This window comes from Streptomyces sp. NPDC059499 (assembly GCF_042749285.1).
Lineage (GTDB): Bacteria > Actinomycetota > Actinomycetes > Streptomycetales > Streptomycetaceae > Streptomyces.
In genome coordinates, this window is sequence record NZ_JBHYTT010000006.1 from 158,179 (window position 1) to 172,747 (window position 14,569).

Annotated in this window: 10 protein-coding genes; 3 read left to right on the forward strand and 7 right to left on the reverse strand. The window is 69.8% G+C overall.

What is annotated here, in order from left to right; genetic code table 11:
* Nucleotides 1–10: 10 nt before the first annotated feature.
* Nucleotides 11–1,738 carry a carbohydrate-binding module family 20 domain-containing protein gene (locus tag ACFW9O_RS16655; RefSeq protein WP_384609921.1) on the reverse strand — a complete coding sequence of 576 codons (1,728 nt, stop codon included), beginning with the start codon at nucleotides 1,736–1,738 and terminating at the stop codon, nucleotides 11–13.
* 423 nt (nucleotides 1,739–2,161) lie between these two features.
* Here ACFW9O_RS16655 and ACFW9O_RS16660 point away from each other — a divergent pair, with 423 nt between their 5' ends.
* Nucleotides 2,162–2,629 carry a hypothetical protein gene (locus ACFW9O_RS16660; RefSeq protein ID WP_384609924.1) on the forward strand — a complete coding sequence of 156 codons (468 nt, stop codon included), beginning with the start codon at nucleotides 2,162–2,164 and terminating at the stop codon, nucleotides 2,627–2,629.
* Between the two features lie 292 nt (nucleotides 2,630–2,921).
* On the opposite strand, the gene ACFW9O_RS16665 is transcribed toward ACFW9O_RS16660, so the two are convergent.
* The 5 genes from ACFW9O_RS16665 to ACFW9O_RS16685 form a co-directional block, all read right to left on the reverse strand.
* Entirely contained in the window at nucleotides 2,922–3,980 is a 1,059-nt protein-coding gene (locus ACFW9O_RS16665; RefSeq protein WP_384609927.1) for a LacI family DNA-binding transcriptional regulator, read from the reverse strand.
* Nucleotides 3,965–5,641 carry a glycoside hydrolase family 13 protein gene (locus tag ACFW9O_RS16670; RefSeq protein ID WP_351180338.1) on the reverse strand — a complete coding sequence of 559 codons (1,677 nt, stop codon included), beginning with the start codon at nucleotides 5,639–5,641 and terminating at the stop codon, nucleotides 3,965–3,967. The genes ACFW9O_RS16665 and ACFW9O_RS16670 overlap by 16 nt, the downstream gene beginning before the upstream one ends.
* Before the next feature lie 97 nt (nucleotides 5,642–5,738).
* Nucleotides 5,739–6,617, reverse strand: a complete 879-nt coding sequence (locus ACFW9O_RS16675; RefSeq protein WP_351180341.1) for a carbohydrate ABC transporter permease — start codon at nucleotides 6,615–6,617, stop codon at nucleotides 5,739–5,741.
* Entirely contained in the window at nucleotides 6,614–7,630 is a 1,017-nt protein-coding gene (locus ACFW9O_RS16680; RefSeq protein WP_384609930.1) for a carbohydrate ABC transporter permease, read from the reverse strand. Before ACFW9O_RS16680 ends, ACFW9O_RS16675 begins: the two co-directional genes overlap by 4 nt.
* Before the next feature lie 21 nt (nucleotides 7,631–7,651).
* On the reverse strand, nucleotides 7,652–8,923 hold the full coding sequence (locus ACFW9O_RS16685; RefSeq protein WP_384609933.1) for an extracellular solute-binding protein: 1,272 nt from the start codon (nucleotides 8,921–8,923) through the stop codon (nucleotides 7,652–7,654).
* A 358-nt stretch (nucleotides 8,924–9,281) separates the two neighbouring features.
* On the opposite strand from ACFW9O_RS16685, the gene ACFW9O_RS16690 reads away from it, so the two are divergent.
* Together ACFW9O_RS16690 and ACFW9O_RS16695 are read left to right on the forward strand one after the other, a co-directional pair.
* Nucleotides 9,282–10,325, forward strand: coding sequence for a LacI family DNA-binding transcriptional regulator (locus ACFW9O_RS16690; protein ID WP_384609935.1), 1,044 nt, complete (start codon nucleotides 9,282–9,284; stop codon nucleotides 10,323–10,325).
* Nucleotides 10,326–10,401: 76 nt separating this feature from the next.
* Nucleotides 10,402–11,388 carry a phosphatase PAP2 family protein gene (locus ACFW9O_RS16695; RefSeq protein WP_384609938.1) on the forward strand — a complete coding sequence of 329 codons (987 nt, stop codon included), beginning with the start codon at nucleotides 10,402–10,404 and terminating at the stop codon, nucleotides 11,386–11,388.
* Nucleotides 11,389–11,493: 105 nt separating this feature from the next.
* Here ACFW9O_RS16695 and ACFW9O_RS16700 read toward each other — a convergent pair whose 3' ends face one another.
* A complete protein-coding gene (locus ACFW9O_RS16700) occupies nucleotides 11,494–14,490 on the reverse strand; it encodes a bifunctional [glutamine synthetase] adenylyltransferase/[glutamine synthetase]-adenylyl-L-tyrosine phosphorylase (RefSeq protein WP_384609941.1) in 2,997 nt (998 codons plus the stop codon).
* Between the last annotated feature and the right edge of the window lie 79 nt (nucleotides 14,491–14,569).

Genomic DNA, 14,569 nt, shown 5'->3' on the forward strand with positions numbered 1-14,569 from the left:
AGCGGTGCGGTCAGCCGCGCCAGACGTCGGCGGTCAGCGTGACCTTGCCGGAGGCCGGCACGGTGGCGGTGCGGTTCGCACCGCTCTCCCAGGTGACGTTGCCGCTCGCGTCCTTGCGGAGGTACTTGTACTCGAACGCCGTGCCTGCGGGCAGGCTGACGTCGAGCTTCCAGACGGGGTACGTCGCCGGGTCGAGCTTGAGGGCACTTGCCGGGGCCCAGCCGCCGAGGGCGGCCTGGTTGCCGGTGACGTAGATGTTCTGGCCGAGCTGGGTGGTCGCGTTGACGCCGAAGGAGGCGCCGGACTGGCCGTTGCCCGGGTCCGGGTCGGGGGCGGTGCCGCCGGAGCAGGTACGGGCGTTGACGTGCAGGGCCACGGCGGTGCCGGAGCCGAGGGTGGCGGTGAACTGTCCCGAGCCGTTGACGGTGACGCCCTTGCCGGACTGGACGTCGCAGTAGTCACCGGCGGGCAGCGACGTCTGGAACGTGCGGGTCAGCGAGGAGCCCTCGTGGTTGATCGCGACGTACGCCTTGGCGCCGCGCCCGAAGGCGATCTGGTCGCCGCCGTTGTCCCACCAGTTCGAGACGCCCTGGCCGCGGGCGGCGTTGCGGAAGCCGACCATGGAGGAGATCTCGCGCCAGGCGTGCTGGCACTTCCAGCCGTCGCTGTAGCAGGCGTTCACCTGGCCGCCGTTGGGCGGGCCCGCGTCCTTGTCGGACCACTCGTAGCCGGAGTGGACGTCCGGGGAGCCGTAGGGGTAGGCGAGCATGAAGACGGAGGCCAGGGTGTACTTCGAGCCGTCCTTGTAGTTCAGCGTGTCCCCGCCGCGCTCGGTGTCGTGGTTGTCGACGAAGACGGCGGACTTGCCGGACTCCATGAAGCCCCAGCCCTCGCCGAAGTTCTTCAGGTTGGCGAGGTTCTCGTTGTTGAAGACCTGCTTGAGGCTGCGGCCGTAGCGGAACTCCTGGACGTCGCCGCTGCCGAGGTACTCGGACGGCGAGACGGCCTCGCCCGCTCCGTAGATCGCCTCGTGCTTCCAGTAGACGCCCGGGTTGCTCAGCCGGGACTTGATGTTGGAGAGGTCGCCGGCCGGTATGTGCTTGGCGGCGTCGATGCGGAAGCCGTCGACGCCGAGGGAGAGCAGGTCGTTGAGGTACGTCGCGATCCGGCCGCGCACGTAGTCCTCGCCGGTGTCCAGATCGGCCAGGCCGACCAGTTCGCAGTTCTGGACGTTGGCCCGGTCGCCGTAGTTGTTGATCTGCGACTGGCAGTCGTTCATGTCGCTGACCGAGTAGACGCCCGGGTAGTCGTACTTGGAGTACGAGGACCCGCCCGTGCCGGTGCCCGAACCGGCGGACATGTGGTTGATGACCGAGTCGGCGATGACCTTGACGCCCGCGCCGTGACAGGTGCTGACCATGTTGGCGAAGGCCGCACGGTCACCGAGTCGGCCGGCGATCCTGTAGCTGACCGGCTGGTACGAGGTCCACCACTGGCCGCCCTGGATGTGCTCCTGGGGAGGTGAGACCTGGACGAAGCCGTAACCGGCCGGACCGAGACTGTCCGTGCAGGCCTTGGCCACGGAGTCGAACTTCCACTCGAACATCACTGCGGTGACGTCCTTGTCGCCGGGCGGCGCGGCCTGGGCCGTACCTGTGACGCCGAGCCCGGTGGGGATGACGAGGACGGCAGCACCCGTGACCAGGGCGAGCGCGGCAGACAGTGGTCTGCGTGCCATGTCTTTCCTCCTGCGGTGGGGGAAATGCGGGGATGGCGGAGCAGCCTCACATGGCAACGCGCCGTGCCTCTCAAGGCTCATGAAGGTTCTTGCAGCAAGAATGCAAAACCAACGTGCGAGCAGACGGTACGAGCCTGACCTGGCCGGGTCAACCCCCTGGACATGGCGCAATTACATCCTGCTCACATCCGCGAAATCTTGGAGATTTCTTCCTGCAAGGTCTTTCGCAAGATATTGCGGGGCTGTTAAATTCATCCCGACTCCGGTCCGGTCGGCCGGGGGTTCCGGTACGCCGGACCCCACGCGCCCGGCCGGCCGGGCCGGTCACGCCAAGGAGAGGCCCCGACGTCACCTCCCCGCCGGCCCATCCCGGGCCGACTTCGGGGCCTCTCCTGCGCGTTGCACGGCTAGGATCACCGTCCCATGAGCACCGGACGCCCCCTGCGCACCCGTGAGCGGGTCTTTATACGTATAGCCGTCGCCTTCGTCCTACTCGTCGCCCTCGGCGGCGGACTGGGCCTGGCGGCCGAGGGATTCGAAGGCCGCACCGCCTTGCAGGACGGCCCTGTCGGCGTCCTGGCCCCCACCGACCGCCAGTGCGGCAAGGACTCCTGCAACTGGATCGGCACATTCACCAGCGCCGACGGCACGGTCACCGAGCGGGACGTCGACCTGAGGGACGACATCGAGGTCGGCCGCGGTGACGCCATGCCGCTCGCGATCGACGGCGTGCGGCTCGCGGAGGACGCGGAGACCGCCTACACCTCCGACTACGGCTGGCGCGCACCGCTCGCGAAGGGCGCCGCACTGGCCGTCGTGGGCCTGGCGATCGCAACGGGCCTGATCCTGATGCTGCGGCGCCGCGGAAGGGCGGCCGGGGTGCCGCGCTGAGGCCCGCCTTCACCGCATGAGGCTCCGCCCGGTCACCCGTGTCGCTGCCCCGGTGACACGTGCAGTTGTTCTCGTCCGGGACGGTGCAGCGCGGCGTCGAGGCGCAGGCGTGTCGGCGTCCGGTCCGGTTGAGTCATGGGCTGTCGCCTTCGGGACTCCGGAAGGGCGGACCGACCGAAGGGACCTGCGCTACCGGATGCCGGTTCCACACACCGCCGCACCGTCCGCAGAACCGGAGGGGCCGGATCCCCCTCCGGACCCGGCCCCCTCTCGTTCTCGTTCCCGCGGCGCCTCAGGCTGCGCGTACCGCCGCGGTTGATCCCCGTACCACCAACTCCGGCTGGAACACGTACTCCGTGCGCTGCACGGGACTTCCGGCGATCTCCTCCAGCAGCGCCCCCACGGCCGCGGCGGCCATCGCCTGCACCGGCTGGCGCACCGTGGTCAGCGGCGGGTCGGTGAACGCGATCAGCTGCGAGTCGTCGAAGCCGACGACGGAGACGTCGCGCGGGACGTCCAGTCCCCTGCCCCGGGCCGCCCTGACCACGCCGAGTGCCATCAGGTCGCTGCCGCAGACGATGCCGGTGCAGCCCGCGTCGAGAAGTGCGCCTGCCGCGACCTGGCCGCCCTCGACGCTGAACAGGGTCGAGCAGACGAGGAGTTCGGCCTCCTCCCGGCTCATGCCCAGCACGGAGACGGCCGCGTCGACAAAACCGTCGCGCTTGCGCCGGGAGGGCACGTAGCGCTGCGGTCCGATCGCCAGGCCGATCTTCCGGTGCCCGAGTTCGGCGAGGTGCCCGACGGCCATCCGAACGGCGGCCGTGTCGTCGGGCGAGACGAACGGGGCGCTGATGCGCTCGTTGTAGCCGTTGATCAGCACGAACGGCACGCCGCGGTCGCTGAGCGCGGCGTACCGTGCCGGGTCCGCCGACGTGTCGGCGTGCAGCCCGGAGAGGAAGACGATCCCGCCGACGCCACGCTCGACGAGCTGTTCGACCAGCTCGTCCTCGGTGGCGCCGCCGGGCAGTTGGGTGCAGAGCACGGGTGTGTAGCCGTGCCCGGCGAGGACCTGCTCCACGGACTGCGCGAACGCCGGGAAGATCGGGTTGGTGAGCTCGGGCGTCACCAGGCCGATCAGTCCGGCGCTGCGCTGCCGCAGCCGTACAGGGCGTTCGTAGCCGAGGATGTCGAGGGCCGCGAGCACCCGCTGGCGCGTGGTGTCCGCGACGCCCGGCTTGCCGTTGAGCACCCTGCTGACGGTCGCCTCGCTGACCGCGGCCTGACCGGCGATGTCGGAGAGCCGCAGCGCCGGTCCGGTCCTGGGTGCGGGGACGGTCACACCGTCCACCACACCGTGGTGTCCGCGGGCAGTTCCACCGTGTCGCCGTCGACGGCGACCGGGGCGCTGGCGAGCAGCAGTGTGCCGGGAGCCGTCAGCCGTACCGGGGCACCCGTGGTGTTGACCGTGCAGACGAAGCCGGAGCGGCCCAGCGCGAGCACGCCCTCGGGAGCGTCCAGCCAGTTCACGTCCGTGCCGGCGCCGAGCCCGGGGTGCTCGCGGCGGGCGGCGATCGCGGCGCGGTACAGCTCCAGTGTGGAGCCCTCCACGCCGCTCTGCGCCTCGACGGAGAGCTCGCCCCAGCCGGCGGGCTGCGGCAGCCAGCTGCTGCCGTCGCCGAAGCCGTACGAGCTGCCCTCGCGGGTCCACGGGATCGGCACCCGGCACCCGTCGCGGAAGCCGTCCTGGCCCTCGGCGCGGAAGAACGACGGGTCCTGGCGCGCCTCGTCGGGCAGGTCGGTGACGTCCGGCAGGCCGAGCTCCTCGCCCTGGTAGACGTACGCGGAGCCGGGCAGCGCCAGCATCAGCAGCGTCGCGGCGCGGGCCCTTCGCAGCCCCGTGACCGGGTCACCGGGCGTACGGATCTGGGTACCCAGGCCCGCCGGGTTGGCAAAGCGGGTGGTGTGGCGCGTGACGTCGTGGTTGGAGAGCACCCACGTGGTGGGGGCGCCCACCGGACGCATCGCGTCGAGCGAGGAGTCGATGACCTTGCGCAGCTCGGCGGCGTCCCAGGCGGTCGACAGGTACTGGAAGTTGAAGGCCTGGTGCATCTCGTCGGGGCGCACGTAGTTGGCGGTGCGCTCGACGGTGGGGGTCCATGCCTCGGCGACGAGAATGCGGTTGCCGGGGTACTCGTCGAGGATGGTGCGCCAGCTGCGGTAGATCTCGTGCACACCGTCCTGGTCGAAGAACGGCATGACATCGTTGCCCAGCAGCTTGAGCTGATCGTGCGTGCCGAGGTCGGGCAGACCCTCGGCCTTGACGAGGCCGTGGGCGACGTCGACGCGGAAACCGTCGACGCCCATGTCGAGCCAGAAGCGCAGGATCGAGCGGAACTCGTCGGCGACGGCCGGGTGCTCCCAGTTGAAGTCGGGCTGCTCGGGCGCGAAGAGGTGCAGGTACCACTCGCCGGGGGTGCCGTCCGGGTCGGTGGTCCGGGTCCAGGCGGGGCCGCCGAAGATGGACTCCCAGTCGTTGGGCGGGAGTTCGCCGTCGGCACCCTTGCCGGCGCGGAAGTGGTAGCGCTCGCGCAGTGCGGAGCCGGGGCCCTCGGCGATGGCGCGCTTGAACCACTCGTGCTGGTCGGACGAGTGATTGGGCACCAGGTCGACGATGATGCGCAGACCCAGGCCGTGGGCATCGCGGATCAGCGCGTCGGCGTCCAGGAGCGAGCCGAACATCGGGTCGATGGCCCGGTAGTCGGCGACGTCGTAGCCCGCGTCGGCCTGCGGTGACGCGTAGAAGGGGCTGAGCCAGACCGCGTCGACACCGAGGTCCCTGAGGTACGGGAGCCGTGCGGTGATGCCCGCGAGATCGCCCATGCCGTCGCCGTTGCCGTCGGCGAAGCTCCGTGGATAGACCTGGTAGATCACCGCGTCCTGCCACCAGCCGATGCGGTGGCCCGGGGCGTCGTCGGACGTGCCGGTGGAGGGGGCAGCGAGGTGCTGGGTCATGTCGTCCCTGGGGTGTCTGGGTGGGGGGCGGCGCCGGGACCGGGTCGGGGAGCCGGCGCCGCCGTGACGTTGCGTGCGGTCGTGCGGACTGGGCGGGTCAGCCCTTGACGGCTCCGGCGGACATGCCGGTGACGAGGTGCTTCTGCGCGAAGAGGAAGACCAGCGCGGCCGGGATGGCGATGAGCACGGACGCCGCGGTCATCGGGCCCCACTGGGCTCCGTACTGGTTGACGAACTTCTGCAGTCCGCCGGCGAGTGTGAGGTTCTCGTCGCCGACCATGAAGGCGGAGGCGTACGCCACCTCGCCCCAGGCGGTGATGAAGGAGTAGAAGGCGGTGACGGCGAGGCCGGGCTTGGCGAGCGGCAGGATCAGCCGCCAGAACGTGCCGAACGGGGTGAGGCCGTCGACCTGCCCCGACTCGTCGATCTCCATCGGGATCGTGTCGAAGAAGCCCTTCATCATCCAGGCGCAGAACGGCACCGAGATGGTGAGGTAGGTGATGACGAGTCCGGCCGGCTGGTTGAGCAGACCGATGCCCGCCATGATGTTGTAGATCGGCACGATCAGGACGGCGACCGGGAACATCTGGGTGATCAGCAGCGTCCACATCAGCCCGCGCTTGCCGGGGAAGCGGAAGCGGCTGACGGCGTAGCCGGTGGTGGCGGAGACGAAGACACCGATGACCGTGGAGAGCCCCGCGACGACCACGGAGTTGCCGAACCAGCTCAGGAACTCGGTGTCCTTGATCAGGTTCGTGTAGTTCTCGAACGTCGTCTCTTTGAAGAAGTCCGTCGTCGTGGCGAACTTGGCGGGCTTCAGCGAGGTCAGCAGGACCCACAGCACCGGGAAGACCGCGATCACGGACGCGACGATCAGGGTGACGTGCAGGGCCACGGACGCGGCCGGGGAGCGGTCGCCGCGCTTCCTGGGCCTGCGGGCGGCGTGCCGGGCGGAGGTTTCCGTGAGAGTGGTCACCAGTTGTCTCCCTGCGTGCGGAGCACTCGCCGGTACACCATGGCGAAGAGCATCAGGAGTACGAGGATCAGCACGCCCCAGGTGGAGGACTGCGCGAAGTCGCGCGGGCTGATCTCGAAGGAGAATTTGTAGGCCTGGGTGACCAGGATCTGGGTGGCCTCACCGGGTCCGCCGCGGGTCAGCAGGAAGATCACCGGGAACATGTTGAAGGTCCAGATGGTGGAGAGCAGGATCACCGTGGTGGACACCGGGCGCAGGCCGGGGAGCGTGATGTGCCGGAAGCGCTGCCAGGCGGTGGCGCCGTCCATCTCGGCCGCTTCGTACTGCTCCGAGGGTATGGACTGCAGTCCGCCGAGCAGGGCGACCATCATGAACGGCACGCCGAGCCAGACGTTGACGGCGATGACGGAGAACTTGGCCCAGGTGGGGTCGTTGAGCCACGGTATGCCGTCGATGCCGCCGCCGCCGAGGATCTTGTTGAGCAGCCCGCGGTCCTCGTTGTAGAGGAAGCGCCAGGCGAAGACCGAGACGAAGCCGGGAATGGCCCAGGGCAGGATCAGGGCCATGCGGTAGGCGGAGCGTCCCGCGATACGGCGGTTGAGGATGTTGGCGAGGCCCATGCCGAGGCAGAACGTGACGCCTACGCAGGAGACCGTCCACACCAGCGTCCAGCCGAGCGTGCCGAGGAACTGGGTACCCGTCAGCGCGTCGACGTAGTTGTCCACGCCCACGAACTTGTAGGTGGCGGGCAGTTCGTTGACACCGATGGACCGTGCGACGTTGCGCTCGTTCGCGTCGGTCAGCGACAGCCAGATGCCGCGGCCCAGCGGATAGCCGATGATCACGCCGATGACGATCACAACGGGGGCGACCATGGTCCAGGCGTACCAGTGGACCGACATGGCCCGCCGGAGCCTGCTCGGTGGCGGGGGGTTACCAGTACCGCGGCTCCGGCCGCGGGCGACAACGTCGCCCGCGGCCTTCGCCACCGACTGGCTGGTGTGGACAGCCATCAGTCGGCCTGCCTTCCTGAGTTACTTCCAGCCCTTGAGGAGCTTGCGGTAGGAGTCGCCGGTCGTGGACGCGGCCTTCTCCGGCGTGGTCTGGCCGGTGAGGACCTTGGTGTACTCGGTGACGAGAGGCGCGAAGAGGCTGCCGGTCTCCGGGATCCACGGGCGCTCGACGGCGGTCTCGACGACCGGCTTGAAGAAGCCGACGATCTCGCTGTCCACGGCCTCCTGCTTGGCGTACGCGGAGGTGCGGGTCGGGAGCAGGTTCAGCTCACCGGCGGTCTGCGCCTGGGTCTCCACCGAGGTCATGTACTCGACGAAGGCGTAGGAGGCGTCCAGGTTCTTGGAGCCCGCGTAGACGGCGAGGTTGTGGCCGCCCTGCGGGGCGCCCTGCGAGGCCGAACCGGCCGGCACCGGGGAGATACCCAGGTTGGCCTTGTCGGCGAACTCCTTGCCGGTCAGCGTGTCGGCGACGGCCCAAGGACCGTTGATCATCATCGCGACCTTGCCGTCCTTGAACGACGACTGCATGTTCTCCCAGCCGTCGGTGGCGTCGGTCTTCGCGGCACCGGAGTCGACGAGGTCCTTGACGGTCTGGAACGCCTTGACGCCCTCGGGCTTGTCCACCGTGACGGACTTGTTGGAGGCGTTGACCAGGTCGCCGCCCTCGCCGTACAGGAAGGAGAGGAACCAGTACGCGTCGTCGCCGCGCAGGTAGAGGCCGGTCTTGCCGGTCTTCTCCTTGATCTTCTTGGAGACGGTCTTGAGGTCCGCGATGGTCGCGGGGACCTCGACACCGGCCTCGGCGAAGATCTTCTTGTTGTAGAAGATGCCCATGGAGTCGATGACCTGCGGGACCGCGTACGTCTTGTCCTTGTACTTGGTCGACGCGGCGGCCTGCTCGAGGAAGTCCTTCTCGTTCTTCAGCGCCGCGGTGCCGTCCAGCGGCGCGAGGTAACCGAGATCGGCGAACTCGGGGGTCCAGGCGACCTCGGAGCGGATGACGTCGGGAGCACCGGCGCCGGCCTGCGCCGCGTTCTTGAACTTGTTCTGCGCCTCGCCGAAGGGAACGTTGACGTACTTGACGTCAACCTTCGGGTGCTTCTTCTCGAAGCCCTCGGCCAGCTTCTTGAAGACCTTGTCCTCACTGCCGACCGTGGAGGTGTCCCACCAGGTCACCGTGCCGGAGAGCTCGCCCGAGCTCTTGCTGCCGCCGGTCTCGTCATCACTGCCACAGGCGGTTGCCGCAAGCGCCAGGGCCGCGACCAGGGCGGTGGCCGTTATGCCACGTCGCATCTGAACTCCTTCAACTGCCGTACCGCTCCGTCGCGGCGCCGGGTCGACGTGAACGTAACAAGGATGAAAGACGACCGAAAGACTTTGCGGAAGATTTCTGCAAGCTCCGACGATCGTTACATTGGCGTGTCCGCAAGGTTGCCGTCAAGCCTCTTGACGGGAGCCTCGCAACCCTGCCCACACCAGGCCAGGGCCCATCTTCGCACGGTATGACGATCCGACCGCGAGCAGCCGACTGCGCCCGCAAGGCCTTGCAAGATGTTGCTGCGGAGACCCCGACAGGCCCGGGCTCCGGGGCCCGGGTGCCCGAATCCTGCACATGGTGGGCAATACGACACGCGCCCGGTACAGTCCCCTCATGACCGCACGGCTTGCCGATATCGCAACTCAGGCGGGGGTCAGCGAAGCTACGGTCAGCCGCGTACTGAACGGCAAGCCCGGTGTTGCAGCGACCACCCGTGAATCAGTCCTCGCGGCGCTCGACGTCCTCGGGTACGAACGCCCGGTCCGGCTGCGCAGGCGCAGTGCGGGTCTCGTCGGCCTGATCACGCCCGAGCTCGAGAACCCGATCTTCCCGGCACTGGCCCAGGTGATCGGCCAGGCGCTGACCCGGCAGGGCTACACCCCCGTGCTGGCGACCCAGACGCCCGGCGGCTCCACCGAGGACGAGCTCACCGAGATGCTCGTCGACCGCGGCGTCTCGGGCATCATCTTCGTCTCCGGTCTGCACGCCGACACCTCGGCCGATATGCAGCGCTACGAACAACTGCGCGCACAGGGTGTTCCCTTCGTCCTGGTCAACGGCTTCTCGCCGAAGGTGCAGGCGCCGTTCATCTCCCCCGACGACCGCGCCGCGATGCGGCTCGCGGTGACGCACCTGGTGTCACTCGGGCATCAGCGCATCGGTCTCGCGGTCGGCCCGAAGCGCTTCGTTCCCGTACTGCGCAAGATCGAGGGATTTCACGCCACGATGCGGGAGCAGCTCGGCCTCACCGCGGAAGCGGTGGAGGAACTGATACAGCACTCCCTGTACACGCTGGAGGGCGGCCAGGCCGCCGCCTCGGCGCTGATGGAGCGCGGCTGCACCGCGGTGGTGTGCGCGAGCGACATGATGGCGCTCGGCGCGATCAGGGCCGCCCGCCGGATGTCGCTGGAAGTGCCGCGCGACCTCTCGGTGGTCGGCTACGACGACTCGCCCCTCATAGCGTTCACCGATCCGCCGCTGACCACGATCCGTCAGCCCGTGACAGCGATGGGTCAGGCGGCGGTGCGTACGCTGCTGGAGGAGATCGGCGGTACGCCGGCCCCGCACAGCGAGTTCGTCTTCATGCCTGAGCTGGTCGTTCGCGGCTCGACGGCTTCGGGGCCCGGCCCCGGCCCAGGATCCCACCCTCGTCGTTAAGGTGCAGAATGTGCGACCGGAACCCGACCGGAGGATCATCGGGCCCAGGGAGACGTATCTGGCAGACTCTGCGCCTATGGGTGATTCGCACGTGACCACACAGGAAGACCGCATGGCGGCCAACCCGTCACCCATCGTCGACGAGGCGGCGGCCACCGGATCGACGCAGGCCGTCGGCCCGACGCGATCGTGGTCCTTGCGTTCGCTGCGCTCCCCGCGCCGCCCTCGCCTCTGGTTCGAGATCCTGCTGATCGCGGTCAGTTACTGGCTCTACTCGCTGGTCCGCAACGCCGTACCCGAGCAGCAGGCCGCGGCCCTGCGCAACGCCGACTGGATCTGGTCCCTCGAGCACACGGTGGGGCTCGCCTTCGAGGAGACGGTCAACCGGGCCGTCAACTCGGTGACATGGCTGATCGTGTCGATGAACTACTACTACGCGACGCTGCACTTCGTCGTGACCATCGGTGTGCTGATCTGGCTGTTCCGCCGTCATCCCGGCCGCTACGCGGCATCCCGGCTGATCCTCTTCTCCACGACGGGCGTCGCCCTGCTCGGCTACTACCTGTTCCCGCTGGCACCTCCGCGCCTGATGAGCGGCGGGGGCTTCATCGACACGGTGATGCTGCACCAGACCTGGGGTTCGATGGCCTCGGGCAACTTCAAGCACATGTCGAACCAGTACGCGGCGATGCCGTCGATGCACATCGGGTGGTCGCTGTGGTGCGGCCTGACCGTCTTCGCCCTGGCCACCGTCCCGTGGGCGCGGATCCTCGGCCTTCTCTACCCGGTGGCGACGCTGGTCGTGATCGTGGCGACCGCGAACCACTTCTGGCTGGACGCGGTGGGCGGCATGGCCTGCCTGACGTTCGGCTACGCGATCTCGTACGCCTGGTACGGGCGGCTGCCGCACCGGCTGCCACGTCGGCCGGCGACCGCGGGGGGCCGTGGCCGCGTGCGCTCGCTGCTGCCGGTCCTGGCACGCCGCACCCGCCGTGACGTGCCGCACCCGTCCACCCGGCCGAGCCCGGCCCCTGCCTCATCAGCCCCGCGGAACTCCGGCTGACCCCCTCCCGGGGTTCCGCCCCGGACCCCGGGACTCAGCCACCGGAGGGGCTTGGTCGGCCCGGCTGCAACCGTGCCCCCGGCCGCCGCACGGCGCGCCCGCACCTCACCCCGCCGCCCCGTAGAACCGCTCCTCCACCACCGCCCGCGCCCGCCGCGTGATCCGCCGGTAGTCCTCCAGCATGTCCCCGACGTGCCCCGGCTCGTACCCCAGGTACCGCCCGACCGCCGTCAGCTCCCGCGGGTTCGAGGGGAACGTGTCGCCCGGCCGCCCCCGTACCAGCATCACCGCGTTGCGCACCCGGGTGGCCAGCACCCACGCCTCGTCCAGCGTCTGCGCCTCCTCCACCGGGATCAGCTCCGCCGCGCACGCCGCGGCCAGTGCCTCACGCGTACGAGTCGTCCGCAGGCCCGGCTCCGCCCAGCCGTGCTGCATCTGGAGCAGCTGCACCGTCCACTCGACGTCGCTCAGCCCGCCACGGCCGAGCTTCATGTGGAGGGTCGGGTCGGCGCCCCGCGGTATCCGTTCGGACTCCATGCGCGCCTTGAGCCGCCGGATCTCGCGGACGGCGTCCTCACCCAGCCCCTCGGCGGGGTAGCGCAACGGATCGACCAGGTCGATGAACGCGCGCCCCAGTTCCTCGTCCCCCGCCATGGGCTCGGCGCGCAGCAGGGCCTGGCTCTCCCAGACCAGCGACCAGCGGCGGTAGTAGACCTCGTACGACTTCAGCGTGCGGACCAGCGGGCCGCTCTTGCCCTCGGGGCGCAGGTCGGCGTCGATGATCAGCGGCGGGTCGGCGGTCGGCAGCTGCAGCAGCCTGCGCATCTCCGTGATGACGGTGTTCGCGGCCCGGGCGGCCTCCTCGTCGCTCACACCCTCCCGCGGAGCGTGCACGAACAGGACGTCCGCGTCGGAGCCGTAGCTCAGCTCGTGCCCGCCGAAGCGGCCCATGCCGATGACCGCGAACCGGGTCGGCAGGGTGTCGCCCCACTGCTCGCGTACGGCGGCACGCAGGGCCCCCGAGATCGTGGCGGCGTTCAGATCGGTGACCGCGGGTCCGACCCGGTCGACGAGCGCGCCCGGATCCTGTTCCGCGGGGTTCTCCTCGGTGCCGTACGAGCCGATCAGGTCGGCGGCCGTCGTACGGAAGAGTTCCCGGCGCCGCACCCCGCGCGCCACCGCGACCGCCGCCTCGGCGCCCGCCGCACGGCCCACCGCGGCCAGCACCTCCTGTTCCAGATGGTCACGGGTGCGCGGCTTCAGCCCTTCCGGGTCGCCGAGGATGGCGACGGCCTCCGGGGCTCGCATCAGCAGGTCGGGGGCGAGACGGCCGGCGGACAGGACCCGGGCGAGGTTCTCCGCCGCCGCGCCTTCGTCCCGCAGGAGCCGCAGGTACCAGGGGGTCTTGCCGAGCGCGTCGGACACCTGCCGGAAGCCGAGGAGCCCGGCGTCCGGATCGGCGGAGTCCGCGAACCAGCCGAGCAGGACCGGCAGCAGCGTGCGCTGGATGGCGGCCTTGCGGGACACCCCGGACGACAGGGTCTCCAGATGCCGCAGCGCAGCCGCCGGATCGGCGTATCCGAGGGCTTCCAGCCGGACGATGGCGGCCTTCGCGCTGAGCCGGGTCTCGCCGGGCGCCAGCTGGGCGACGGCGTCCAGCAGCGGCCGGTAGAAGAGCTTCTCGTGCAGGCGCCGCACCACCGAGGCATGCCGCCGCCACGCCTTGTTGAGTTCGGCGACGGGGTCCGTACGCAGCCCCAGGGAGCGCCCGAGCCGCCGCAGGTCCGATTCGTCCTCGGGGACCAGGTGCGTGCGGCGCAGCTTGTAGAGCTGGATGCGGTGCTCCATGGCGCGCAGGAAGCGGTACGCCTCGTCCAGCTGCGCCGCGTCCGCCCGTCCGACGTATCCACCGTCGGCGAGCGCCCGCAGGGCGGCCAGGGTGGAGCCCGCGTGCAGGGTGGCGTCGCTGCGCCCGTGGACCAGCTGGAGCAGCTGTACGGCGAACTCGACGTCCCGCAGCCCGCCGGGCCCGAGCTTGAGCTCACGGTCGACCCGGTCGACGGGGATGTTGTCGACGACGCGACGGCGCATCTTCTGTACGTCGCCGACGAAGTTCTCCCGGTCGGCGGCCTGCCACACCAGCGGGGACACCGCCTCGACGTACTCGGCGCCGAGCGCGGGGTCACCGGCGACCGGCCGGGCCTTCAGCAGGGCCTGGAACTCCCAGGTCTTGGCCCAGCGCTGGTAGTAGGCAAGGTGCGAGCTCAGGGTCCGTACCAGCGGCCCGTTGCGGCCCTCGGGGCGGAGGTTCGCGTCGACCGGCCAGATGGTGCCTTCGACGGTGGTGTCGGCGCAGATCCGCATCATGTGGGCGGCGAGGCGGGTGGCGGCCTGCATGGCCCCGTTCTCCTCCTCCCCGTCTACCGGCTCCCCCACGAAGATCACGTCGACGTCGGAGACGTAGTTCAGCTCGTGCCCGCCGCACTTGCCCATCGCGATGACGGCGAGCCGGCACCGGGCGGCGTCGGCGGGGGCGGCGGTACGGGCGATGGCGAGCGCGGCTCGCAGGGTGGCCGTCGCCAGGTCGGCCAGCTCGGCGGCGACCTGGGCGAGTTCGGTGGTGCCGCACACGTCGCGGGCCGCAATCGACAGGAGGGAACGGCGGTAGGCGACCCGCAACGAGTCGGGGTCGACCGCATCAGCGAGCATGCGTTCGAATTCAGCGACGCCGGGGTGCAGATCGGTGGCCTCGTACGTGACGAGCACCTGCCAGTCGCGGGGGTACCGCGCCAGGTGGTCCCCGAGCGCCTCGGAGGCACCGAGCACGCCGAGGAGCCGGTCCCTCAGCGGCTTGGCGGTGACGAGCGTGTCCAGCAGGACCTGCCGTTCGTCCGCCTCCTCCGCCTCGACGAGCCGGACGAGGCTGTGCAGGGCCAGGTCGGGGTCGGACGTGGCACCGAGTGCGTCGAAGAGGACGGGATCGGACCGTACGGAGGAGAGCTCGGGCAGTTCCAGGAGCCGTTCGGCTGCGGACGGATCGGTGAAACCGTGCCGCAGCAGTCGGGTGAAGTTGCTGCTCCTGCGCCCAGGCACCGTCGTCATCCCGTGTTCTCCTGCCCGCGGACCCACACAGGTCCGCTCTTCGAGCCTAGCCGTGCGCCGATGAATTCGGAGCGGCGGC

Excerpts from the sequence above, each read along its gene's own strand:
- ACFW9O_RS16690 (WP_384609935.1), top strand. The coding sequence starts at position 9,282 with ATGACCGCACGGCTTGCCGATATCGCAACTCAGGCGGGGGTCAGCGAA.
- ACFW9O_RS16655 (WP_384609921.1), bottom strand. The coding sequence starts at position 1,738 with ATGGCACGCAGACCACTGTCTGCCGCGCTCGCCCTGGTCACGGGTGCT.
- ACFW9O_RS16695 (WP_384609938.1), top strand. The coding sequence starts at position 10,402 with ATGGGTGATTCGCACGTGACCACACAGGAAGACCGCATGGCGGCCAAC.
- ACFW9O_RS16670 (WP_351180338.1), bottom strand. The coding sequence starts at position 5,641 with ATGACCCAGCACCTCGCTGCCCCCTCCACCGGCACGTCCGACGACGCC.
- ACFW9O_RS16685 (WP_384609933.1), bottom strand. The coding sequence starts at position 8,923 with ATGCGACGTGGCATAACGGCCACCGCCCTGGTCGCGGCCCTGGCGCTT.
- ACFW9O_RS16660 (WP_384609924.1), top strand. The coding sequence starts at position 2,162 with ATGAGCACCGGACGCCCCCTGCGCACCCGTGAGCGGGTCTTTATACGT.
- ACFW9O_RS16680 (WP_384609930.1), bottom strand. The coding sequence starts at position 7,630 with ATGGCTGTCCACACCAGCCAGTCGGTGGCGAAGGCCGCGGGCGACGTT.
- ACFW9O_RS16700 (WP_384609941.1), bottom strand. The coding sequence starts at position 14,490 with ATGACGACGGTGCCTGGGCGCAGGAGCAGCAACTTCACCCGACTGCTG.